Genomic DNA, 20773 nt, shown 5'->3' with positions numbered 1-20773 from the left:
CCTCACGACAAAAACGACAGATAGCAAAACGCCCCACGAGGGGGCGTTTATCCACAGGTTAGCTGGCTAACCCGTCAAGCAGCGGCTTTCTTGGTAGCCTTTTCGATGCTGCGAGTGATGTACCACTGCTGTGCGATCGACAGGCAGTTGTTCACAACCCAGTACAGCACCAGACCTGCCGGGAACCACAGGAAGAAGAAGGTGAAGATGATTGGCATCAGCTTCATCACCTTGGCCTGCATCGGATCCGGCGGAGTCGGGTTCAGCTGCTGCTGGATGAACATGGTCGCGCCCATGATGATCGGCAGGATGAAGAACGGATCCTTGATCGACAAGTCAGTGATCCAGAACATCCATGGCGCCTGACGCATCTCGACGCTTTCCAGCAGAACCCAGTACAGCGAGAGGAAGACCGGCATCTGCACCAGGATCGGCAGGCAGCCGCCCAGTGGGTTGATCTTCTCTTTCTTGTACAGCTCCATCATGGCTTGCGACATTTTCTGCCGGTCGTCGCCATGTTGTTCTTTCAGTGCAGCCAGTTTCGGTGCAACGGCACGCATGCGCGCCATGGAACGGTAGCTGGCAGCCGACAGCGGGAAGAACAGCGCCTTGATCAGCATGGTCAGGACGATGATCGACCAGCCCCAGTTGCCGAGCAGGCTGTGGATATGTTGCAGCAGCCAGAAGATTGGCTGGGCAATGAACCACAGGATGCCGTAGTCGACGGTCAGTTCCAGACCTGGGGACAACTCTTTGAGCTTCTCCTGGATCTTCGGACCTGCGTACAGCGTGGTGCTGGTTTCGCCTTTACCGCCAGCGGCAACGTTCAGCGCCGGACCGGTGAAACCGATGATGTAGTTGCCTTGGCTGTCCTTACGGGTCTGAACGATGTTGTTTTCAGACTTGTTTGGAATCCAGGCAGTTACAAAGTAGTGCTGCAGCCAGGCTACCCAGCCGCCGGAAACATTTTCTTTCAGATTTCCCTTGTCGATGTCTTTCATCGACACCTTTTTGTAGGGTTCCGAACTTGTCCACAGGGCTGCACCGAGGTAGGTCGCGGTACCGGTTGCGGTGCTCGAGGAAGGATCCGAGCTGGCATCGCGCTTGAGCTGCGCGAACAGGTTACCGGTCCAGGGCTGTGCGCTCTGGTTGTCGATCAGGTAAGTGACGGTCAGGTCGTACTCACCGCGCTTGAAGCTGAAGCGCTTGATGTAGTTGACGCCGGCATCGCTGAACTTCAGGTCGACGACCAGTTGGTCCTGACCATCGGCCAGTTGATAACTTTTCTGATCAGCGGCATACAGCGGACGACCAGACGAACGGGCATCCGGACCGTTGACGCCAGTCAGACCGCTCTGTGCCAGGTAAGTACGCTCACCACCGTTGTCGAACAACTGGAACGGAATGTCCGGATGGTCCTGACGGCGTGGGTACTTCGGCAGCATCAGCTGGGCGACGTCACCACCGTTTGGATCGATAGCCAGATCGAGGACATCAGTCTTGACCCGAATCAGATCCTTGCTAACCACTACCGGGGCAAGTTCTGCGGGGCTGGATTCAGCGTTGGCGCTCGGTACATCGGCGCTGGCGCCAGTGTTACCGGCCTGCGCGGTGTCCGGCAGGGCCGGGGCAACGTTGCTGGCAGCAGTATTCTGAGTCGGCAGGGCAGCCTGGCCATAGTCCTGGTTCCAGTTAAGGACCATGACGTAGGACACGATTGCCAGGGCGACGATCAGGATCGTGCGTTTAATATCCATGATTACTCGGCTATCGAAGAAGTACGGGAAGAGGAGGCAGGTGGAACCGGGTCAAAACCACCGGCATTCCACGGATGACAACGCCCCAGGCGACGAACGGTAAGCCACCCACCGCGCAATAGGCCATGTGTTTCGATGGCTTCGATCGCGTAGCAGGAGCAACTGGGGTAGAAACGACAGTGACTGGCCATCAGAGGACTAATGGCATAACGGTAAAACTGGATCGGAACGAGCGCCAGTTTACGCATCTTGACTGTCTACCCCCACAGAGTCGGTGTTAACCACTGGAGCGGGCCGACTGCGTGCAAGGCGCTTCCAGAGCTTGCCAAAATGTTGGTGCAATTCTGGGTTTTCAATCTCGCCCAACCCTTTGCGCGCGACGATCACGATATCCCAACCGGCAAGTGAATGCTGGTTCAGGCGAAACGAATCGCGCATCAGGCGTTTCAGGCGATTGCGTTGAACGGAGAGCTTGACGCTCTTTTTCCCGATCACTAGCCCCAGGCGGGGATGATCAAGACCGTTCTCGCGAGCAAGGATCAGCAGGCATTTCCCTGGAACCTTGCCGGTTGGGGAGTCGAAGACCGCTTTGAAGTGTCGGGGAATAAGCAGACGCTTTTCCCGACTGAAGTCCTGACTCACCACCAGTGCCGAAAAATCAAACTGCCAGGCGCTTACGGCCTTTGGCACGGCGACGCGACAGAACGGCACGACCGTTCTTGGTGGCCATACGGGCACGGAAACCGTGAGTGCGAGCGCGCTTGATGGTGCTTGGTTGGAAAGTACGTTTCATGGCGTGTTACCTGGTTCGTCGACAACGGGCCGGAATGGCCCCCGTTTTAAGAGACCGGCGATTCTAGAGAAAGCAGGGCCGTAGGTCAATTTCCAACCAGCTTTTCCTTATAGACGGAAAATCGGCCTCATTCGGTGGCTCACCTGGTTTGCCCTGACAGACCCCGAGCAACGGATCACTTAAACATAGAAAAAAAGAGAGGACTTATTTAAAGCTTTTTAGTGAATCTTATAAAGCTTATGTGGAAGATTTCTGTGGATAACAAGCTACAGACCTTTAAATACCTTATGTACAGAGGAAAGAAACCTTGTCGAGAAGAGGTGTTCTGACTGTGGTGTAGCCTCGGAAAAGCTGTGGATCAAATGGACAGTTATCCACAGGCAGGTTATCCACCGATTTCGACCCCCAGTTGTGCAAAGACCTCAGGTGCGGTTATCCACAGGGCTTATTCACATGTCCGAAACGACATTTTGGTCACTAAAGTGCTGATTTATCGCCATCCTCGACGCACCTGCATGTGGATAACTGCGCTGGCGCTGGGTACAATGGGCGCTTGTTTTTGCCTCACCGGCTTTCAACTCAGGGGATATCCGTGTCAGTGGAACTTTGGCAGCAGTGCGTGGAGCTTCTGCGCGATGAACTGCCTGCCCAGCAATTCAACACCTGGATCCGTCCGCTACAGGTCGAAGCCGAAGGCGACGAGTTGCGCGTCTATGCGCCCAACCGTTTCGTTCTCGACTGGGTCAATGAAAAGTACCTGAGCCGTCTGCTCGAGCTGCTGGGTGAACACGGCAACGGTATTGCACCTGCGCTTTCCTTATTAATAGGCAGCAGACGCAGTTCGGCACCGCGCGCCGCGCCCAATGCACCGCTCGCCGCTGCCGTGGCTGCATCCCAGGCCCAGGCGGCGCAAACGGCGGTGGTCAACGAACCAGTCGCCGCTCCTGTTGCTGCCCCTGCCGCGACGGTTGAAGTCGAGGACGCGCCTTCGCGAGACAGCTTCGATTCCATGGGCGAGGCCAATGCCGCCCCGGCGCCAAGCGGTCGCACCGAACAACGCACTGTGCAGGTTGAGGGTGCGCTCAAGCACACCAGCTACCTGAACCGCACCTTTACCTTCGAGAACTTCGTCGAAGGTAAGTCCAACCAGCTGGCCCGCGCTGCGGCCTGGCAGGTTGCCGACAACCCCAAGCATGGCTACAACCCGTTGTTCCTGTACGGCGGCGTGGGCCTGGGTAAAACTCACTTGATGCACGCTGTGGGTAACCACCTGCTCAAGAAGAATCCGAATGCCAAGGTGGTGTACCTGCACTCCGAGCGTTTTGTCGCCGACATGGTCAAGGCGCTGCAACTTAATGCAATCAATGAGTTCAAGCGCTTCTACCGTTCGGTCGATGCGCTGCTGATCGATGACATTCAGTTCTTCGCCCGCAAAGAGCGTTCCCAGGAAGAGTTTTTCCACACCTTCAACGCCCTGCTCGAAGGCGGTCAGCAGGTCATTCTGACCAGCGACCGTTATCCGAAGGAAATCGAAGGGTTGGAAGAGCGCCTGAAGTCGCGTTTCGGCTGGGGCCTGACCGTTGCGGTAGAACCCCCGGAGCTCGAAACCCGGGTAGCGATCCTGATGAAGAAGGCCGATCAGGCCAAGGTCGACCTGCCGCATGATGCTGCTTTCTTCATTGCCCAACGGATTCGTTCCAACGTACGCGAACTCGAAGGCGCCCTGAAACGGGTGATCGCTCACTCGCACTTCATGGGCCGCGACATCACCATCGAGCTGATTCGCGAGTCGCTCAAGGATCTTCTGGCACTGCAGGACAAACTGGTGAGTGTGGATAACATCCAGCGCACCGTTGCCGAGTACTACAAGATCAAGATCTCCGATCTGTTGTCCAAACGTCGTTCCCGTTCGGTAGCCCGTCCGCGGCAGGTCGCCATGGCCTTGTCCAAAGAGCTGACCAACCACAGCCTGCCGGAAATCGGCGACGTATTCGGCGGCCGCGATCACACCACCGTGTTGCATGCGTGCCGCAAGATCAACGAACTCAAGGAATCCGACGCGGATATCCGCGAGGACTACAAGAACCTGCTGCGGACTCTGACGACTTGATGAACGTCAGCGCAGCTTATTAAAGGCAAGGGACTAGACCATGCATTTCACCATTCAACGCGAAGCCCTGTTGAAACCCCTGCAACTGGTCGCAGGCGTCGTCGAGCGCCGCCAGACCTTGCCGGTACTGTCCAACGTACTGCTGGTGGTACAGGGTCAGCAATTGTCGCTGACCGGTACTGACCTGGAAGTGGAACTGGTTGGCCGCGTGCAACTGGAAGAGCCGGCCGAGCCTGGCGAGATCACTGTTCCTGCACGCAAGCTGATGGATATCTGCAAAAGCCTGCCGAACGATGCGCTGATCGACATCAAGCTCGATGAGCAAAAGTTGGTGGTAAAGGCAGGCCGCAGCCGCTTCACCCTGTCGACCCTGCCGGCCAACGACTTCCCGACAGTGGAAGAAGGCCCGGGCTCGCTGACCTGCAACCTGGAGCAAAGCCGTCTGCGTCGCCTGATCGAGCGCACCAGCTTCGCCATGGCCCAGCAGGACGTGCGCTACTACCTCAACGGCATGCTGCTGGAAGTGTCCACTGACACCCTGCGCGCCGTCGCCACCGATGGCCACCGTCTGGCCATGTGCTCGATGCGTGCCGATATCGGCCAGGCTGATCGCCACCAGGTCATCGTACCGCGCAAAGGCATCCTTGAGCTGGCGCGTCTGCTCACCGAGCCGGACGGCATGGTCAGCATCGTCCTGGGTCAGCACCACATTCGTGCCACCACCGGTGAATTCACCTTCACCTCCAAGCTGGTCGATGGCAAGTTCCCGGACTACGAGCGTGTACTGCCCAAGGGGGGTGACAAGCTGGTGGTCGGCGATCGTCAGGCGCTGCGCGAAGCCTTCAGCCGCACCGCGATCCTGTCCAACGAGAAGTACCGCGGCATCCGTCTGCAACTGGCCAATGCCCAGCTGAAGATCCAAGCCAACAACCCTGAGCAGGAAGAAGCGGAAGAAGAAATCAGCGTCGAGTACAACGGTAGCTCGCTGGAAATCGGCTTTAACGTCAGCTACTTGCTGGACGTACTGGGTGTCATGACCACTGAGCAGGTTCGTCTGATCCTGTCGGACTCCAACAGCAGTGCCCTGCTGCAGGAAGCTGACAACGACGACTCCGCTTACGTTGTCATGCCGATGCGTCTGTAATTTGTCCAGCAGACTCTAGATGTCCCTCAGTCGCGTTTCTGTCACCGCGGTGCGTAACCTGCACCCGGTGACCTTCTCCCCCTCCCCCCGCATAAACATTCTGTACGGCGCCAACGGCAGCGGTAAAACCAGCGTGCTGGAAGCTGTTCATCTGTTGGGCCTCGCCCGTTCCTTCCGCAGCACTCGGCTTACCCCGGTCATTCAGTACGAGCAGCTGGCTTGTACCGTGTTCGGCCAGGTCGAGTTAAGCGAAGGCGGGTCGAGCAACCTGGGGATTTCGCGGGATCGGCAAGGCGAATTCACTATCCGCATTGACGGGCAGAACGCCCGTAGCGCTGCGCAATTGGCAGAGATTCTGCCCCTGCAGCTGATCAACCCGGACAGTTTTCGCCTGCTTGAAGGTGCGCCGAAAATACGCCGGCAGTTCCTCGATTGGGGGGTGTTCCACGTGGAACCCCGCTTCATGGCCACATGGCAACGCCTGCAGAAGGCTTTGCGGCAGCGGAACTCATGGTTGCGGCATGGTACACTTGACGCTGTTTCGCAAGCGGCCTGGGACCGGGAACTGTGCCTGGCCAGCGCGGAAATAGATGAATACCGTCGCAATTACATCAAGGCCTTGAAGCCCGTCTTTGAGCAAACCCTGAGCGATTTGGTCGAGCTCGAAGGGCTGACCCTGAGCTATTACCGTGGCTGGGACAAGGATCGCGAACTCAGTGAAGTGCTCGCCTCCTCCCTGCAACGTGATCAGCACATGGGCCATACCCAGGCCGGCCCACAACGCGCGGACCTGCGCCTGAGACTCGGCGCCCATAACGCGGCCGACATTTTGTCTCGCGGCCAGCAGAAGCTGGTGGTCTGTGCATTGCGTATCGCCCAAGGCCATTTGGTTAGCCAGGCGCGTCGCGGCCAATGTATTTATCTGGTGGATGACTTGCCGTCGGAGCTCGACGACCAGCACCGCCGCGCACTTTGTCGCTTGTTGGAAGACTTACGCTGCCAGGTGTTTATCACCTGTGTAGATCAAGAATTATTGAGGGAAGGCTGGCAGACGGAAACGCCAGTTGCTTTGTTCCACGTGGAACAGGGCCGTATCACCCAGACCCACGACCATCGGGAGTGAAGGCATGAGCGAAAATCAAACGTACGACTCCTCCAGCATCAAGGTGCTGAAAGGGCTAGATGCCGTGCGCAAGCGTCCCGGTATGTACATTGGCGACACCGATGATGGTAGCGGCCTGCACCACATGGTGTTCGAGGTGGTCGATAACTCGATCGACGAGGCACTCGCCGGCCACTGCGATGACATCACCGTAATTATTCACCCGGACGAATCCATCAGTGTTCGCGACAACGGTCGCGGCATTCCGGTTGACGTGCATAAAGAGGAAGGCGTTTCCGCCGCTGAGGTCATCATGACCGTCCTCCACGCCGGCGGTAAATTCGATGACAACTCCTACAAGGTATCCGGCGGTCTGCACGGTGTAGGTGTGTCGGTGGTTAACGCCCTTTCCGAGCAGTTGATCCTCACCGTTCGCCGCAGTGGCAAGATCTGGGAACAGACCTACGTCCACGGTGTTCCACAAGCGCCGATGAAGATCGTTGGCGAAAGTGAAACCACCGGTACCCACATCCACTTCAAGCCGTCGGCTGAAACCTTCAAGAACATCCACTTCAGCTGGGACATCCTGGCCAAGCGGATTCGTGAACTGTCCTTCCTCAACTCCGGCGTTGGCATCCTGCTGAAAGACGAGCGTTCGGGCAAGGAAGAGTACTTCAAGTACGAAGGCGGTCTGCGTGCCTTCGTTGAGTACCTGAACACCAACAAGACGCCGGTCAACCAGGTGTTCCATTTCAATGTTCAGCGTGAAGACGGCGTGGGCGTGGAAATTGCCCTGCAGTGGAACGACAGCTTCAACGAGAACCTGTTGTGCTTCACCAACAACATTCCGCAGCGCGACGGTGGTACCCACCTGGTCGGTTTCCGCTCGGCGTTGACCCGTAACCTGAACAACTACATCGAGCAAGAAGGCCTGGCCAAGAAGAACAAGGTTTCGACCACTGGCGACGACGCCCGTGAAGGTCTGACCGCGATCATCTCGGTGAAGGTGCCGGATCCGAAGTTCAGCTCGCAGACCAAAGACAAGCTGGTGTCCTCGGAAGTGAAAACTGCCGTGGAACAGGAGATGGGCAAATACTTCTCCGACTTCCTGCTGGAGAACCCGAACGAAGCCAAGGCGGTTGTCGGCAAGATGATCGACGCCGCTCGTGCCCGTGAAGCTGCACGTAAAGCGCGGGAAATGACTCGCCGCAAAGGTGCGCTGGATATCGCCGGCCTGCCTGGCAAGCTGGCGGACTGCCAGGAGAAGGACCCTGCTCTTTCCGAACTGTACCTGGTGGAGGGTGACTCCGCGGGTGGCTCGGCCAAGCAAGGCCGTAACCGCAAGACCCAGGCGATCCTGCCGCTCAAGGGCAAGATCCTCAACGTCGAGAAAGCACGCTTCGACAAGATGATCTCGTCCCAGGAAGTGGGCACCCTGATCACTGCGCTGGGCTGTGGTATCGGCCGCGAAGAGTACAACATCGACAAGCTGCGCTATCACAACATCATCATCATGACCGATGCTGACGTCGACGGTTCGCACATCCGCACCCTGCTGCTGACCTTCTTTTTCCGTCAGCTGCCGGAGCTGGTCGAGCGTGGTTACATCTACATCGCTCAGCCGCCGCTGTACAAGGTCAAGAAAGGCAAGCAAGAGCAGTACATCAAAGACGACGACGCCATGGAAGAGTACATGACTCAGTCGGCTCTGGAAGATGCCAGCCTGCACCTGGACGAATCCGCACCACCTGTTTCCGGCGTCGAGCTGGAGCGTCTGGTCAACGAATTCCGTACCGTGATGAAGACCCTCAAGCGTCTGTCGCGCCTGTACCCGCAGGAGCTGACCGAGCACTTCGTCTACCTGCCGGCGGTATCGCTGGAGCAGTTGGGCGACCACGCTGCCATGCAGGAATGGCTGGGCAAGTTCGAAGAGCGCCTGCGTACCAGCGAGAAGTCCGGTCTGCTGTACAAGGCCAGCCTGCGCGAAGACAAAGAGCGCAACGTCTGGTTGCCGGAAGTGGAAATCACCTCCCACGGCCTGGCCAGCTATGTCACCTTCAACCGTGACTTCTTCGGCAGCAACGACTACCGCACCGTCACCGCCCTCGGTGCACAGCTGAGCACCCTGCTGGGTGAAGGCGCCTACGTGCAACGCGGCGAGCGCAAAAAAGCCATCACCGAGTTCAAGGAAGCACTGGACTGGCTGATGACCGAAAGCACCAAGCGCCACACCATCCAGCGATACAAAGGTCTGGGTGAGATGAACCCTGATCAGCTGTGGGAAACCACCATGGACCCAACGGTGCGCCGTATGCTCAAGGTGACCATCGAAGACGCGATCGCTGCCGATCAGATCTTCAACACCCTGATGGGCGACGCCGTTGAGCCACGTCGTGAGTTCATCGAGAGCAACGCGCTGGCAGTGTCTAACCTGGACTTCTGATCAGGTGTAGGTTCAAAAAAGCAACATCATCAAGCCCGCTCACGCGGGCTTTTTGTTGCGTTGGCTTCCATGTGTTGAGCTGCTCGGTTCAGCGCGCCTCTTCCTCTTCCTTTACTTCGCTCCAACTGCTGTCGGGGTCGAAACGCGTAATCGCAGCAGCTTGCTTGGCGCTGTCACGGCCGAGGTCTTTCTCGAACAGTTCGCCGTCGTGGCTGATCATGAAACTCATCACGCCAGTGTCCCCGTAGTCCGCCGGCCAGGCAATAACGGCAAAACCGCGCGTCATGCGATCGCCGATCTTGTAGTCATAGGCGCCGCCCGGCGCCGAAGGGCCTTGGGCAGTGAGGATACGATAGTGATAGCCGTGCCAGTCATCACCAGTCGTGGTATCACCGAAAAGCGGTCCGAGCGGACTTTCTTCGACGCCTTCCTCTTCCGGCCAGTACAGGCCGTCGAACTGCCCGTCGCTACTGATGAGCTTCTGTGCGTATTCGAGGACCCCATCACCATTGCGATCAATCTCGGCGTAATCCATCTGCGCGTCGTGATAGGCACGCGCCGCTTGCATTGTCGCCAATTCGTTGCGTCCGATGCGGCGCTGACGGATTTCCTCGGCGCCGGCTTTGGTGTCGAATGCCCAGCCGCCAGTACTGTGTCTGATGGGAATTGGGAATATCCAGGGCGTGTCGCCGACAACCAGATGTACGCGCTTCGGGCTGTCGGACTGAACCTGATGTTTTTCCTTGTAGAGGGCGAGAAAGGCATCAACATCTTTACGATCGATGTTCTTGGTCGGGATATAGCTCTTCCAGTCGTTGCCAAGCAAGTTCGCCAACTGTTGGCTATCGGCCTTCTCGCTACCAAGCGCCTGCACCAGTGCTTCGCCGGCGGCCTGCGGGTTTGGGAAGTGTTTCTGAGCGAAACTGCTGGACGTCCAGAACAGCAGCAGAACCAGCGCAATTCGACTAGCAGCATTCATGACTGACTCTCCTCTCAACGGCGACGGCCGCCACCGCTGGGTTGCATCCGCGCGGGTCGTTGTACCTGGTGGCCCGCAGACGCTGCGGACGGTCGGCTGGCGCTCCGTTGGCTGACCTGGCCACGATTGCTCGCGATGCGTGACTGCGAAGGGTTGCGCACACCGGCCAACGCATTGTTGCGGGGCGCCTGGGCGCTAACATGTTGCTGGCGGACTTGCTGACGTACTTGTTGGTTGCGCCCCGTCTGCTGAGGCTGGCGGTTCTTCTGGGGCGCCTGCGCACGCTGACGGGCCTGACCGTCACTCTTCAGTTGGCGATCGGCAACCTGGGCGCGCTCGCGTGCATTGCCGGACGGCTTGATGCCCTGCTTTTCCAGGCTCTGTTGGGCGCGCTCGCGGTCGGCACTCTGCACCCGTTGGCGGGCTTCAAGGTTACTGGTTGCCGGTGCTTCGATGCCGCGCTGTGCCAGGGTTTCACGTGCTCGCGCGCGATCTTCGACCCGGGCCGGCGTGTCACCGCGGTAGGCTGTGCGCTCTGCACTGCCGGGTAAGCGTCGGTCGAACTGGGCTCGACTGGCTTGGTCGCGGTACGGGACGCCGTCGCGATACGCAGGATTATGGCGCCAGTTGTTCTGGTTGGCATCGAGCCTGCGGTTGACGTTGTTGATATTGTTGTAGCGATTGACGTTGATATCGACGTCATGATCGTCCCAGTCGCAATCCCCCCACAACGAATTGACGATCGCTACGCCAGCACCGAAAGCCAGGCCGGTCGCTAACGCCGTGCCGATGGCATACCCCGGTGGTGGCGGATAATACGCTGGTGGATAGGATGGTGAGGACCAACTGCCGTACACCACAGAGGGGTTGTAGCTTGGGACGTATACAACCTGCGGGTTGGTCGGCTGGATAACGATAGTCTGTGCCGGCGCGGCACCTTGCACCACCGTGGTCGTGCCGCCAGCAGGGGCGCTTGCCGGTTGCACGATAACGGTCTGCTGATCGTTGGACTCCAGGTGGCCAGCAGCCTTGGCCTTGGCGCGCAGGCGCTGCACCGAGTTCATCACCGCATCGGGCTGGGCGAGAAAGGCATCACCGACGCGTTGCACCCAGACCGGGTCCTGGGCAAGTGTGGCCAGCACCTGCGGAAACGCCACCAACGATTGCACGCTAGGGTCCCAAGGTTGGTCGGCGACCTGCTTGACGGCGGCATCACCGCTGACGTTCGGATGCGCCTTGGACCAGACAACCGCGTCGGCGACATTGCCTGGATAGGTGGTGGCCATCAGCACCTGAGCCAGTAAAGCGTCCGGATACAACGCCAACGGTGCAAGCATTTGATCAAGCTGTTCGGTGCTGAATACCGCCTCGCTTGGCGCCGTCGGAGCGGCCGATACAGCCGGTACAGCCGATACAGCCGGTACAGCCGTTGCCGGCGCCGTGGCGCTTGCCTTAGGTTGCGCATCCTCTTCGGAACAGCCAAAAAGCGCGAGCATGGCGATGGTGAGCAGAATCGCCCTGTGAAGGCAGGCAGACATGACGATGCTCCTGTGGCAGAAAAGACAGAGCGGAACGTCAGGCGCCCTGGCACCTGGTTACCGACTCGGCAATCGATGCATGGAACGCTCTCCGCAGCGGGTGAGCAGTTTCAGCGTAGAAGAAAAAGCCGGGGTTTGTTGTTTCTGCGCCGGGCTCAAAGGCCCAATGCGCGCAGGCGTCGGTACAAGGTGCGTTCACTCATCCCCAGATGACGCGCCAGCTCACTGCGCGATCCATTGAAGCTGTCTAGGGCCTGGGCCAACTGCCCGAGGTTGTCTTTGGATCGACGGCTCATGCTTGGCATCGGCTCAAGTCCCGAACCGAGCTCCGCAGGCAGATGTTCGGCACGAATCAGTCCGTCGTCGGCGAACAGCCGTGCCCGCTCGAGGATATTACGCAGCTCGCGAATGTTGCCGGGATAGGCGTACAAGCTCAGCCGTTTCATCGCCTGTGGGTCGAGCTGCGGGGCCGACGCACCCGCCATCCGTTGCAACAAACTCTCGATCAACAACGGCAGATCATCGACCCGCTCGCGTAATGCAGGCAAGCGAATCGGAAAGCCGCTGATACGGTAGTACAGGTCTTCACGGAAGGTGCCCGCCGCTGCCATTTCCTTGAGGGGTTTGTGGGTAGCCGAGACCAGCCGGAAATCTGAGTGAACCGTGCGCAGGCTGCCAACCGGACGAAAGCTGCCGGACTCGATCAGGCGCAGCAGTTTGACCTGCATCGCCAACGGCACTTCGCCGATTTCATCAAGGAACAAGGTGCCGCCATGGGCGGCTTCCGCCAGGCCGATCTTGCGCTGGTGGGCGCCGGTAAAGGCGCCCTTCTCGTAGCCGAACAGCTCGCTCTCGAACAACGACTCGGTCAGGCCGGTGCAATCAACCACCACTAGCGGGCCGCTGGCTCTCGGACTGCCCAAGTGCAGGGCGCGGGCAAACAGCTCCTTGCCGGTGCCGGATTCGCCCTGGAGCAATACCGGGATTTGCGCAGGTGCCGCACGCTGCAGGCTGGCCAGTGCGTCCTGGAACGCCGGCGAGCGCCCGACCAAGCCGTGTTGTTGGGGCTGAGCCGAGGCGACGGTGATGCTGGTCAGCCGCTCGACAAAAGCCACCACCTCACCCTGTTCGTCGAGGATCGGACGCAACTCGACATCCACATGTTCCGGCCCGCGAGGGGTGTGGTGCACATGCAACACACGCTCAGGCACCCGGCTGTCCCAGGCCTTGCGCATCGGGCAGTGTTCACCGGCCTGGTCGCAAGGGACAGCGTAGTGATGGGAGACCCGATGGCACTTGGCGCCAATGGGTGGCTGACCGTCAATGCCGAACTGGCGTCGGTAGGCGCCGTTGGCGGCAAGGATGTTGTAGTCGGTGTCCAGCACGATGGTCGGCTGGGCATCGTGTTCGAGGTAGGACACCAATGCCTGCACGGCAGGATCGGCAGCAACAGCGGGAGAGAAGGTCATGACGACACCTGGGCAAGCTCGGGCAGAGCTTAACTGAAGGTGCCAAGGACTGCCAAAAACTGTCAGGTGCTGCCATGTCACTGCCAACTATGCTGACAGTCTGGCAGCGCAGAGTTTTAGGCCGCCCGGAAAATCGCCGTAACCATTGGGAAACAGCCTACCCATACGGTGGCACATATCTTGATGACAGCTTCTCCACTGCCAGCCAGCCTTGAAGCGTGGTTGGCACTTGCGAAGAATTCGGAGCGTGGTAAATGATCATCGGCGGCAATTTGTATGTGGAGGCACTGTTCGACAGTGTGACTTCGACCATCAGCTATCTGGTGATGGACCGTACCAGCGGCGACTGTGCCTTGATCGACAGTGTGCTCGATTACGATCCGAAATCAGGGCGCACCAGCAGTGCTTCGGCCGACAAGCTGATTGGCCGGGTGACTGAACTGGGCGGCAAGGTTCAGTGGATTCTGGAAACCCACGTGCATGCTGATCACCTGTCTGCGGCGACCTACCTCAAGCAGATCCTGGGCGGCCAGATTGCCATCGGTAGCCAGATCACCCAGGTGCAAAAGGTCTTCGGTGCGTTGTTCAACGCCGATGGCCGCTTCGCTCGCGATGGCAGTCAGTTCGATGTGCTGTTCGACGATGAGCAGCCCTTTGGCATCGGTAACCTTCAGGCGCGTGCCTTGCACACGCCCGGGCATACTCCGGCGTGCATGACTTATGTGGTGGAGGTCGGCGGGCAGAGCATCGCCTTTGTTGGTGATACCTTGTTCATGCCCGATTACGGCACCGCCCGTTGCGACTTTCCCGGTGCCAGCGCACGTACCCTGTACCGCTCGATCCAGCGCATCCTTGCCCTGCCCGCCGAGACGCGCCTGTTCATGTGCCACGACTACCTGCCGGGTGGCCGCGAACTACGTTACATGACCACGGTCGCCGAACAGCGCGCCAGCAATATCCACATCCATGAAGGTATCAGCGAAGACAGCTTCGTCGCCATGCGCGAAGCCCGCGACGCCACCCTGGAGATGCCGGTACTGATCCTGCCCTCGGTGCAAATCAACATGCGCAGTGGCCAGTTGCCCGAGCCTGAAGAGAACGGAGTGCGCTACCTGAAGATCCCGCTCAACGTGCTCTGAGCTTCACCCCAGAATTATTATTAGAAGGACCCTGCCATGCATGCTCAACCCTCCCCTGCCGAGGTGCCGAAAGGCGACCACCATAAAGTGCTGATCGTCGGTGCCGGTGCCGCTGGTATCGCCGCCGCCTCCAGCCTGATCTGTCGCGACCCTTCGCTGGATGTCGCGATCATCGACCCTGCCGATGTGCACTACTACCAACCCGGCTGGACCATGGTGGGCGCCGGGATCTTCCAGGCGCCTTCGACGGCACGCACCATGGCCTCGACCATTCCCGGTGGCGTGCAGTGGATCAAGGCACGGGTCGAGACCTTTGACCCGCAGGCACAAACGGTCACTCTTGATGACGGCCGGCTGCTCAGTTACGAGCAGTTGGTGGTCTGCCCAGGGTTGAAGCTCGACTGGGATGCCATCGAAGGCCTGAGGGAAACCCTCGGGCGCAATGGCGTGACCTCCAACTACCGCTACGACCTGGCCCCCTATACCTGGCAACTGGTGCAGAACCTGCGTGAGGGCCAGGCGCTGTTCACTCAGCCGCCGATGCCGATCAAGTGTGCCGGCGCGCCGCAAAAGGCCTTGTACCTGTCTTGCGATCACTGGTTGCGCAATGGTCGTCTGGGCAACATTCAGGCGCAGTTCTTCAATGCCGGGGGCGTGCTGTTCGGGGTGCCCGACTACGTTCCGGCATTGATGGAGTACATCGATAAGTACGCGGTAGACCTGCAGTACGCCCATCGCCTGGTGGCTGTCGATGGCCCGGGCAAGCGGGCCACCTTTGTGCGCACCCTGCCCGATGGGAGCAGCGAGACCCGGGTTCAACCCTTCGATATGCTGCATGTGGTGCCGCCGCAGGTTGCGCCTGATTTCATCCGCAACAGCCCGCTGGCTGACCAGGCCGGTTGGCTCGATGTCGACCCGGCTACCTTGCGCCACAAACGCTACAGCAACATCCACGCCCTGGGTGATGGCATCAATACCAGCAACGCCAAGACTGCGGCGGCGGCGCGCAAACAGGCGCCGGTGGTGGCCAACAACGTGCTGGTGGCGCTGGGGCGCCTGCCCAACCTCGCCCACTATGATGGCTATGGCTCCTGCCCGCTGACCGTCGAGCGCGGCAAGATCGTCCTCGCCGAGTTCACCTACGGCGGCAAGCTGGCGCCGAGCTTCCCGCGCTGGCTGCTCGACGGCCGCCGGCCGACGCGCCTGGCCTGGCTGCTGAAGGCGCAGATCCTGCCGCCGTTGTACTGGCGCTGCATGCTCAAGGGCCGCGAATGGCTGGCCAAACCCCGGGTTGCCGCCGAGGGCCTGCGGTGATCGAGCATCAATTTCTGGCGGCAGGTTTAGGGGCGATTATTGGTGCGGTGCTGGCGCTGACCGGCGCTGGCGGCGGCATTCTGGCCGTGCCCTTGCTGGTGTTTGGCTTGGGGTTGTCGATGGTCGAGGCGGCGCCAGTCGGCTTGCTGGCCGTCGGCATGGCGGCGGCGGTAGGTGCCCTGCTGGGATTGCGCCAGGGCCTGGTGCGTTATCGCGCGGCGCTGTTCGTGGCGTTGATTGGCATCGCTATCGCACCCTTCGGGCTGATGCTTGCCCATCGTCTGCCGAACGGGCCATTGGCCCTGAGCTTTGCCCTGGTGCTGGTCTATGCCTGTGCGCGCATGCTGCTCAAGGCTCGCCGGGAGCTTCGCGGCGAGCCGCCACTGGGCCCGCGCCACGTCATGCCCTGCGTGCTCAACCCCTTGCAGGGGCGACTGCGCTGGACCCTGCCCTGTGCCCGCGCCCTGGCCTTTACCGGTGTACTGTCGGGTTTGCTTTCGGGATTGCTCGGTGTCGGTGGTGGCTTCGTGATCATCCCGGCGCTGAGCCGCTACACCAACCTTGACATGAAGAGCATCGTTGCCACTTCGCTGGCGGTGATCGCCCTGGTGTCGACTGGCAGTGTGGTCAGCGCGACAGTCGGCGGCGTCATGCATTGGGCGGTGGGCGCGCCGTTTGCCGGCGGCGCGGTGCTCGGGCTGCTGCTGGCGCGTCAGCTCGCCAGCAAGCTGGCCGGGCCGCGCTTGCAGCAAATGTTTGCAGGTGTGGGGATCTGCGCAGCCTTGCTGCTGGCGGTCAAAACCTTGGGCAGCTGACGCCCTACTCCGCCAGCAAGGCATCCTGCTCCTGCGCGCACAGGGCCAGGAGAAAATCCCAGACCACGCGCAGGCGTACTGATTTGTGCAGCTCGCGGCGGGTACAGATCCAGTAGCTGCGCTGGATGGTTTCGCTGGGCAATACCCGCACCAACGCCGGATCGTGGCGGGCCATGTAGTTGGGTAGCACGGCGATGCCCAGGCCGGCGCGAGCGGCCTGTTGCTGGGCGATCACGCTGGTGCTGCGAAACACCACATTGGGTGCGCGGCAGAAGCTGTTCAAAAACAGTAATTCCTGGCTGAACAGCAGGTCGTCGACGTAGCCGATCCAGCTGTGCTTGGCCAGGTCTTCACGGTAATTGAGGGCCGGCGCCTGGGCCAGGTATTCGGGGCTGGCGTACAGCGCCAGGCGGTAGTCGGTGAGTTTGCGAGTTATCAACAGGTCGGCGTTCGGCCGCTCCAGGTGGATGCTGATCTCCGCTTCGCGGTTGAGAATGCTGACAAAGCGCGGCACCGCCACCAGCTCTACCTCAAGGCCCGGATAGCGTTCGAACAGGCTGCCCATGCGCGGGGTGAAGAACATGATGCCGATGCCTTCGGTCACCCCCAGGCGAATCTTGCCCAGCGGGGTGATGGCCTGGGTGATCTCTTCCTGGGCCAGCAGGGCGACGTTTTCCATCGCTTCGGCGTGCTTGAGCAGGGCCTGCCCGGACGGCGTCAATTCGTAGCCCTGGGCATGTTGAACGAACAGCGCGGTGCCCAGGCTCTGCTCGATATTGTCGATGTGCCGGGCCACGGTGCTGTGGGTGGTGTTGAGGCGTTTGGCCGCGGTCAGCAGGCGGCCGCTACGCTGCAACTCGAGAAAAAACCGCAGATCATTCCAGTCGAACATGCTTTTCCTTGTGAATCAGGTGTTCACGGACGTTGTGTTAAAACGCACAGCACTTGAGTGAAATCTAACGTTTTCATCCCGAAATTAATCAATAACATGGGCTGGGACAAGAATAATAATCAGGCGCGAGGTTGCCCATGCCATCAGCCGATCCTGTCTACGACTATGTGGTGGTGGGTGCCGGCCCTGCCGGATGCCTATTGGCCAACCGCTTATCTGCCGACCCAGGCTGCCGGGTGCTGCTGCTCGAAGCCGGTGGGCGCGACAACTACCCCTGGATTCACATTCCGGTGGGCTACCTCTACTGCATCGGCAATCCGCGTACCGACTGGTGCTTCAAGACCGAAGTGCAACCCGGCCTCAATGGCCGCACCCTGGGTTATCCGCGAGGCAAGGTGCTCGGGGGCTGTTCCTCCATCAACGGCATGATCTACATGCGCGGCCAGGCTGGCGATTACGATCGCTGGGCCGAGCAGGGCAATGCCGGTTGGGCCTGGAAGGACGTGCTGCCACTGTTCAAGGCCAGCGAGCACCACTTCGGCGGCGCCAGCGAAGCGCATGGCAATCAAGGCGAGTGGCGGGTCGAGCAACAGCGCTACGCCTGGCCGATCCTCGATGCGTTCCGCGAAGCGGCGGCGCAGAGCGGCATTGCCAGCGTTGCTGACTTCAACACCGGGGATAACCAGGGCTGTGGATACTTTCAGGTCAACCAGCGCGCCGGCATTCGCTGGAACTCGGCCAAAGCCTTTCTGCGCCCGATCCGCAATCGTCCCAACCTGACCGTGCTGACCGATGTGCTGGTTGATCAGGTGTTGCTGGAAGATGGCCGCGCGTGCGCGGTACGTGCCCGCTGGCAGGGCAATTGGCAGCACTTCAGCGCACGCCGGGAGATTATCCTGTGTGCAGGCTCCGTGGGTTCGCCCGGGATCCTGCAGCGCTCCGGCATCGGCCCGCGCGGCTTGCTCGAGAGCCTGGGGATAACTGTTCGTCACGAGCTGCCCGGCGTTGGTGGCAACCTGCAGGACCATCTGCAATTGCGTTTGATCTATCAGGTTACCCAGGCGCGAACCCTCAACCAGGTCGCCAACAGCCCCTGGGGCAAGCTTGGCATGGGCCTGCGTTACCTGTACGACCGCAGTGGACCGCTGGCGATGGCGCCGAGCCAATTGGGCGCTTTTGTTCGTTCCGGGCTGGAACAGGCTTCAGCCAACCTGCAATACCACGTGCAGCCCTTGTCGCTGGAACGCTTCGGCGAGCCACTGCACCGCTTCCCGGCTTTTACCGCTTCGGTGTGCAACCTGCGCCCGGCCAGCCGCGGGCGTATCGATATCCGTTCGGCCAACCCGGACGATGCGCCGCTGATCGATCCCAACTACCTGAGCGAGCCTGAAGACCTGCGCGTTGCCGCCCAGGCCATTCGCCTGACCCGCAAGATCGTTCAGGCCCCTGCCCTGGCTGCCTTCAGCCCGCGCGAATACCTGCCGGGCCCGGACCTGCAAAGCGAAGAGCAATTGCATGAAGCCGCCGGGCAGATCGGCACTACGATCTTCCACCCTGTGGGCACCTGCCGCATGGGCAACGGGCCACTGGATGTGGTCGACAATCAGCTGCGCGTGCACGGTGTGCCGGGGCTGCGCATCGCCGATGCCTCGATCATGCCGCAAATCGTCTCTGGCAATACCTGCTCCCCTACCCTGATGATTGCCGAAAAGGCCGCGCAACTGATTCGCCAGGGGACGTTATCCACAACCAGCATCGACGAAAACACCGCAGTACCGACGCCCTGACCAGGGTGCGTAGCAACAACGACGCCGGACGCAGTCTGCCGGCGTCGACAGTGGAACAACAAGAATAATCACTGGGGCCTGCAGGCCGAGGACAGCAACGATGTCGGATTACATTCAAGAGCAGGGCGCTGCAACGGTGAGCAACAGCCGCCGGGAAGAACGCAAGATCATTTTCGCGTCATCCCTCGGGACGGTTTTCGAGTGGTATGACTTTTTTCTTTATGGGGCGCTGGCGGCGGTCATCAGCAAGCAGTTTTTTGCCGGGGTGAACGACACCACTGCCTTTATCTTCGCCTTGATGGCCTTCGCCGCCGGTTTTCTGGTGCGGCCCTTCGGCGCGCTGGTGTTCGGCCGCCTGGGCGACATGATCGGGCGCAAGTACACCTTCCTGGTGACCATCGTGCTGATGGGCCTGTCGACCTTTGCCGTTGGCCTGTTGCCGACCTACGCCAGCATCGGCATTGCCGCACCGATCATCCTGGTGGGGTTGCGCATGCTGCAGGGCCTGGCTCTGGGCGGTGAGTACGGTGGCGCGGCCACTTATGTTGCCGAACATGCACCGCCCGGCAAACGCGGTTTCCACACCGGTTTTATCCAGTCCACCGCAACCCTCGGCTTGCTGTTGTCGTTGCTGGTGGTACTCGGTAGCCGCTACATCAGTGGTGACCAGTTCGAAGTCTGGGGCTGGCGCCTGCCGTTCCTGCTGTCGATCGTGCTGCTGGGGATTTCCACCTGGATCCGCATGAGCATGCATGAGTCGCCAGCCTTCGTAAAAATGAAGGCCCAGGGCAAGGCCAGTAAAGCGCCAATCCGCGAGTCGTTCGGCTCCTGGCCCAACCTCAAGGTGGTGCTCACGGCACTGTTCAGTATCAACGCCGGCCAGGCGGTGACCTTCTACACCGCACAGTTCTATGTGCTGTTCTTCCTTACCCAGATGCTCAAGATGGACCCGGCCCAGGCCAACACCCTGCTGATCATCAGCGTGGTGATCGGCGCGCCGTTCTTCGTGTTCTTCGGCTGGCTGTCGGACCGGGTTGGGCGCAAGCCGATCCTGATGCTTGGCCTGCTGCTGGCCACGGTGCTGTACTTCCCGCTGTTCAAGGCCCTGAGCCACTACGCCAACCCGCAGATCGACGCCGCCAGCCGTCAGGCGCCGATCGTGGTGATGGCCGACCCGCAGGGCTGCACCTTCCAGTTCGACCCGGTGGGCAAGGCGCGTTTTGACAGCCCGTGCGACAAGGTCAAGACCTTCCTGGTCAAACAGGGCCTGCCTTACAGCTCGGCTGAGGCGGCTGCCGGCACCGAGGTAGTGGTGAGCATTGGCGAGCGGAAAATCAGCGGCTTCGACGAAGCGGCCATGCGCGCGGCCATCGACAAGGCCGGCTACCCGGCCAAGGCGGATCCTGCCAGCGTCAACCAGCCGATGGTGGTGGTGCTGATCGTGGCGATGATCCTGATCGCGACCATGACCTACGGCCCGCTGGCGGCGGG

17 protein-coding genes are annotated in these 20773 nt (G+C 60.3%); 9 read left to right on the top strand and 8 right to left on the bottom strand.

Annotated features, from left to right (window positions below):
- Positions 1–74: 74 nt before the first annotated feature.
- From yidC to rpmH, 4 genes are read right to left on the bottom strand one after another with little or no spacing between them, the layout of a single operon-like run.
- On the bottom strand, positions 75–1757 hold the full coding sequence (gene yidC / locus UW3_RS0111985; protein ID WP_010222712.1) for a membrane protein insertase YidC: 1683 nt from the start codon (positions 1755–1757) through the stop codon (positions 75–77).
- Between the two features lie 2 nt (positions 1758–1759).
- Positions 1760–2005 carry a membrane protein insertion efficiency factor YidD gene (gene yidD / locus UW3_RS28195; protein ID WP_010222711.1) on the bottom strand — a complete coding sequence of 82 codons (246 nt, stop codon included), beginning with the start codon at positions 2003–2005 and terminating at the stop codon, positions 1760–1762.
- Positions 1998–2402: a ribonuclease P protein component gene (gene rnpA, locus UW3_RS0111980; RefSeq protein ID WP_010222710.1), complete on the bottom strand. Its 405-nt coding sequence runs from the start codon at positions 2400–2402 to the stop codon at positions 1998–2000. Before rnpA ends, yidD begins: the two co-directional genes overlap by 8 nt.
- Positions 2403–2415: 13 nt before the next feature.
- The gene (gene rpmH, locus UW3_RS28190) at positions 2416–2550 is read right to left on the bottom strand and encodes a 50S ribosomal protein L34 (RefSeq protein ID WP_002551315.1); all 135 of its coding nucleotides are present in this window, start codon (positions 2548–2550) and stop codon (positions 2416–2418) included.
- 592 nt (positions 2551–3142) lie between these two features.
- Here rpmH and dnaA point away from each other — a divergent pair.
- The 4 genes from dnaA to gyrB are packed head-to-tail and all read left to right on the top strand — an operon-like array spanning position 3143 to position 9349.
- Positions 3143–4660, top strand: a complete 1518-nt coding sequence (dnaA, locus tag UW3_RS0111975; protein WP_010222709.1) for a chromosomal replication initiator protein DnaA — start codon at positions 3143–3145, stop codon at positions 4658–4660.
- Positions 4661–4700: 40 nt separating this feature from the next.
- A complete protein-coding gene (dnaN, locus tag UW3_RS0111970; protein ID WP_010222708.1) occupies positions 4701–5804 on the top strand; it encodes a DNA polymerase III subunit beta in 1104 nt (367 codons plus the stop codon).
- 19 nt (positions 5805–5823) lie between these two features.
- Positions 5824–6927, top strand: coding sequence for a DNA replication/repair protein RecF (recF, locus tag UW3_RS0111965; protein WP_010222707.1), 1104 nt, complete (start codon positions 5824–5826; stop codon positions 6925–6927).
- A gap of 4 nt (positions 6928–6931) precedes the next feature.
- The gene (gene gyrB / locus UW3_RS0111960) at positions 6932–9349 is read left to right on the top strand and encodes a DNA topoisomerase (ATP-hydrolyzing) subunit B (protein ID WP_010222706.1); all 2418 of its coding nucleotides are present in this window, start codon (positions 6932–6934) and stop codon (positions 9347–9349) included.
- A gap of 88 nt (positions 9350–9437) precedes the next feature.
- Here gyrB and UW3_RS0111955 read toward each other — a convergent pair whose 3' ends face one another.
- The 3 genes from UW3_RS0111955 to UW3_RS0111945 all read right to left on the bottom strand — a co-directional run bounded on the left by UW3_RS0111955 (position 9438) and on the right by UW3_RS0111945 (position 13335).
- Positions 9438–10328, bottom strand: coding sequence for a DUF2950 domain-containing protein (locus UW3_RS0111955; RefSeq protein WP_010222703.1), 891 nt, complete (start codon positions 10326–10328; stop codon positions 9438–9440).
- Positions 10329–10342: 14 nt separating this feature from the next.
- Positions 10343–11866: a DUF3300 domain-containing protein gene (locus UW3_RS0111950; protein ID WP_010222702.1), complete on the bottom strand. Its 1524-nt coding sequence runs from the start codon at positions 11864–11866 to the stop codon at positions 10343–10345.
- A gap of 155 nt (positions 11867–12021) precedes the next feature.
- Positions 12022–13335 carry a sigma-54 interaction domain-containing protein gene (locus UW3_RS0111945; protein WP_010222701.1) on the bottom strand — a complete coding sequence of 438 codons (1314 nt, stop codon included), beginning with the start codon at positions 13333–13335 and terminating at the stop codon, positions 12022–12024.
- A 254-nt stretch (positions 13336–13589) separates the two neighbouring features.
- On the opposite strand from UW3_RS0111945, the gene UW3_RS0111940 reads away from it, so the two are divergent.
- The 3 genes from UW3_RS0111940 to UW3_RS0111930 are packed head-to-tail and all read left to right on the top strand — an operon-like array spanning position 13590 to position 16603.
- Positions 13590–14474, top strand: coding sequence for an MBL fold metallo-hydrolase (locus UW3_RS0111940; protein WP_010222700.1), 885 nt, complete (start codon positions 13590–13592; stop codon positions 14472–14474).
- Positions 14475–14510: 36 nt separating this feature from the next.
- Positions 14511–15788: an NAD(P)/FAD-dependent oxidoreductase gene (locus UW3_RS0111935; RefSeq protein ID WP_010222699.1), complete on the top strand. Its 1278-nt coding sequence runs from the start codon at positions 14511–14513 to the stop codon at positions 15786–15788.
- Positions 15785–16603, top strand: coding sequence for a sulfite exporter TauE/SafE family protein (locus UW3_RS0111930; protein WP_010222698.1), 819 nt, complete (start codon positions 15785–15787; stop codon positions 16601–16603). Before UW3_RS0111935 ends, UW3_RS0111930 begins: the two co-directional genes overlap by 4 nt.
- 4 nt (positions 16604–16607) lie before the next feature.
- Here UW3_RS0111930 and UW3_RS0111925 read toward each other — a convergent pair whose 3' ends face one another.
- Positions 16608–17495 (bottom strand): LysR family transcriptional regulator, encoded by an 888-nt coding sequence (locus UW3_RS0111925; protein ID WP_010222697.1) that lies wholly within the window; start codon positions 17493–17495, stop codon positions 16608–16610.
- A gap of 137 nt (positions 17496–17632) precedes the next feature.
- Between UW3_RS0111925 and UW3_RS0111920 the strand changes: the two genes are divergently transcribed.
- Together UW3_RS0111920 and UW3_RS26900 are read left to right on the top strand one after the other, a co-directional pair.
- Positions 17633–19282: a GMC family oxidoreductase gene (locus UW3_RS0111920; protein WP_010222696.1), complete on the top strand. Its 1650-nt coding sequence runs from the start codon at positions 17633–17635 to the stop codon at positions 19280–19282.
- 100 nt (positions 19283–19382) lie between these two features.
- On the top strand, positions 19383–20773 hold a 1391-nt coding region (locus tag UW3_RS26900), incomplete at its 3' end, for an MFS transporter (protein WP_010222695.1).

It is taken from the genome of Pseudomonas donghuensis, from assembly GCF_000259195.1.
Lineage (GTDB): Bacteria > Pseudomonadota > Gammaproteobacteria > Pseudomonadales > Pseudomonadaceae > Aquipseudomonas > Aquipseudomonas donghuensis.
Note: the sequence above shows the minus strand (reverse complement) of the source record. Positions and strands in the feature narration are given on the sequence as shown.

What these genes read in the sequence shown, in the direction of transcription:
- yidC (WP_010222712.1), bottom strand. Translation starts at nt 1,757, where the DNA reads ATGGATATTAAACGCACGATCCTGATCGTCGCCCTGGCAATCGTGTCC.
- yidD (WP_010222711.1), bottom strand. Translation starts at nt 2,005, where the DNA reads ATGCGTAAACTGGCGCTCGTTCCGATCCAGTTTTACCGTTATGCCATT.
- rpmH (WP_002551315.1), bottom strand. Translation starts at nt 2,550, where the DNA reads ATGAAACGTACTTTCCAACCAAGCACCATCAAGCGCGCTCGCACTCAC.
- dnaN (WP_010222708.1), top strand. Translation starts at nt 4,701, where the DNA reads ATGCATTTCACCATTCAACGCGAAGCCCTGTTGAAACCCCTGCAACTG.
- recF (WP_010222707.1), top strand. Translation starts at nt 5,824, where the DNA reads ATGTCCCTCAGTCGCGTTTCTGTCACCGCGGTGCGTAACCTGCACCCG.
- gyrB (WP_010222706.1), top strand. Translation starts at nt 6,932, where the DNA reads ATGAGCGAAAATCAAACGTACGACTCCTCCAGCATCAAGGTGCTGAAA.
- UW3_RS0111955 (WP_010222703.1), bottom strand. Translation starts at nt 10,328, where the DNA reads ATGAATGCTGCTAGTCGAATTGCGCTGGTTCTGCTGCTGTTCTGGACG.
- UW3_RS0111950 (WP_010222702.1), bottom strand. Translation starts at nt 11,866, where the DNA reads ATGTCTGCCTGCCTTCACAGGGCGATTCTGCTCACCATCGCCATGCTC.
- UW3_RS0111945 (WP_010222701.1), bottom strand. Translation starts at nt 13,335, where the DNA reads ATGACCTTCTCTCCCGCTGTTGCTGCCGATCCTGCCGTGCAGGCATTG.
- UW3_RS0111940 (WP_010222700.1), top strand. Translation starts at nt 13,590, where the DNA reads ATGATCATCGGCGGCAATTTGTATGTGGAGGCACTGTTCGACAGTGTG.
- UW3_RS0111935 (WP_010222699.1), top strand. Translation starts at nt 14,511, where the DNA reads ATGCATGCTCAACCCTCCCCTGCCGAGGTGCCGAAAGGCGACCACCAT.
- UW3_RS0111925 (WP_010222697.1), bottom strand. Translation starts at nt 17,495, where the DNA reads ATGTTCGACTGGAATGATCTGCGGTTTTTTCTCGAGTTGCAGCGTAGC.
- UW3_RS0111920 (WP_010222696.1), top strand. Translation starts at nt 17,633, where the DNA reads ATGCCATCAGCCGATCCTGTCTACGACTATGTGGTGGTGGGTGCCGGC.